This is a genomic window from Amphibacillus indicireducens (genome assembly GCF_039539605.1).
GTDB classification, from domain to species: domain Bacteria; phylum Bacillota; class Bacilli; order Bacillales; family Amphibacillaceae; genus Amphibacillus; species Amphibacillus indicireducens.
Genome location: NZ_BAABDL010000111.1, coordinates 1 through 1,771 on the forward strand (window position 1 = coordinate 1; position 1,771 = coordinate 1,771).

Genomic DNA, 1,771 nt, shown 5'->3' on the forward strand with positions numbered 1-1,771 from the left:
AAAAACAGCTTTTGAATGGCTTGACAGAGCCATTCAAAGCTGTTTTTGTCATTTTTAAGTGCGAAAGTCAGGAGATGAAGATTTGTTTCACTTTTTAATCTAATCAGTGATCAGGTGCGGTGTTCTACAACACCCACCTTATTTTTATGTTGTGATCACAAAATAGCATTAAATTTGTATTGCTGATATTATTGTTACTGTGATTTATGTGATTACAGTATTAGCTCTGTAAATGTGTCAACAAATTGCTGGCGACTTTTTTCGGTAAATGGAGCTGGGCCTTTTGTTCGGCCACCACTTTTTCGAATTTGGGCATTTTGATAGCGTGATGCTAAAAGTCTGTCGATATTACGCTCAGTAAAGATAAAACCGCGTGGATGGATCACTTGACACTTTTTTTGTAATGCTAAGGAGGCTAACCCATAATCTTGAGTAATGACGAGATCATTAGCTTTAACTAGTGAAATTAATTTATAATCAACTGCTTCACTTTCACTATCAAGATAAATTTCTTCAACGAAACCTAGATGTTGTCGATAACTATAGTGAGAATAACTTTTTAATACAATCACTTTTATTAGCCGTTGATTTGCAATTGAAATAATTTCATTCGTTACAGGACAAGCGTCCCCATCAACATAAATAATCATTTGGAAGCCTCCTTAATCAATAGTAAGTATCGTGCTACATATTTTTAACGAAATAAGGGAAAGGGTTTATTAGTCGTATTTATTATATATCAGAATTGAAAGGAAGAACAAACCGTGTCAAATTATAAAGCAGGAGAGCTCGTTCAATTAACAATTAAGGAGCAGATAGACAGTGGTTATGTCGCATCTGACCAGACGAATGATTTTAATCTAATCACCGATCAGCCGTTCAATGAAAATGATCAAGTTGAAGCATTCTTGTATCATGATAGTAAAAATAACCTTGTTGCAACAGCTAAAATTCCGACTGTCAGCTTTCAAACTTTTGATTGGGCTGAAGTGAAGCGTATCTATCAAGGATTAGGTGTATTTGTTGATATTGGATCGACGTTTGAAGTGCTTGTATCAGCTGATGATTTACCTCTGCATCAAACGGCTTGGCCAGAGATTGGTGATCAACTGTATGTCACTTTAACACATGATAAGAAAGATCGTTTACTTGCTCAACCGGTTAAAGAAGAGGATTTTGATGGAAGTTGGGACACTGCACCAAAATCACTCTTTAACCAAGATATTAGTGGTCGTGTCTTCAGGTCAGGTAAAGAAGGTGCAGTGATCATTACTGAAGATGGTTATCGGGGGTTTATTCATTTTAGCGAACGCAACAAAGAACCAAGAGTTGGTGAATGGGTTGAAGGTCGCGTGATCGAAGTTAAACAAGACGGAACATTGAATGTTTCGTTATTGCCTAGAAAACAAGAGGCTAGAATTGTCGACGCTGAAACGATTTTAACGTATTTAAAAGATAATAATGGTGAAATGCCGCTTGATAATCAATCAACACCAGAACAAATTCAAGCAACTTTTAACTTAAGTAAATCTGCGTTTAAACGAGCAATCGGCAAATTATATAAAGACCGATTAATTGAACAAGCCGCAGGAAAAACATTTTTAGTTACTAATGATCCAGAGAAAGACAATTAATTCAGGTATAAAGTCATATTGTATAGGTGATAAACAGGTATTTTATCGAAAAAAATTGAAAGACTGTTCTTAACAAGATATAATAGCCTAGATTATTCATAGCCCAATCATAAAACCTGAATAAACCGCATCAAATC

At 35.3% G+C, this 1,771-nt stretch carries 2 protein-coding genes; one reads left to right on the forward strand and one right to left on the reverse strand.

Features of this window, described 5'->3' with window-relative positions:
• Positions 1–212 precede the first annotated feature (212 nt).
• The gene (locus ABD814_RS09885) at positions 213–650 is read right to left on the reverse strand and encodes a YaiI/YqxD family protein (RefSeq protein ID WP_344912713.1); all 438 of its coding nucleotides are present in this window, start codon (positions 648–650) and stop codon (positions 213–215) included.
• Between the two features lie 114 nt (positions 651–764).
• Between ABD814_RS09885 and ABD814_RS09890 the strand changes: the two genes are divergently transcribed.
• Positions 765–1,634 carry a CvfB family protein gene (locus ABD814_RS09890; protein WP_344912714.1) on the forward strand — a complete coding sequence of 290 codons (870 nt, stop codon included), beginning with the start codon at positions 765–767 and terminating at the stop codon, positions 1,632–1,634.
• The last annotated feature ends 137 nt before the right edge of the window (positions 1,635–1,771 follow it).

Coding starts and splice junctions, on each gene's coding strand:
- ABD814_RS09885 (WP_344912713.1), bottom strand. CDS start 650: ATGATTATTTATGTTGATGGGGACGCTTGTCCTGTAACGAATGAAATT.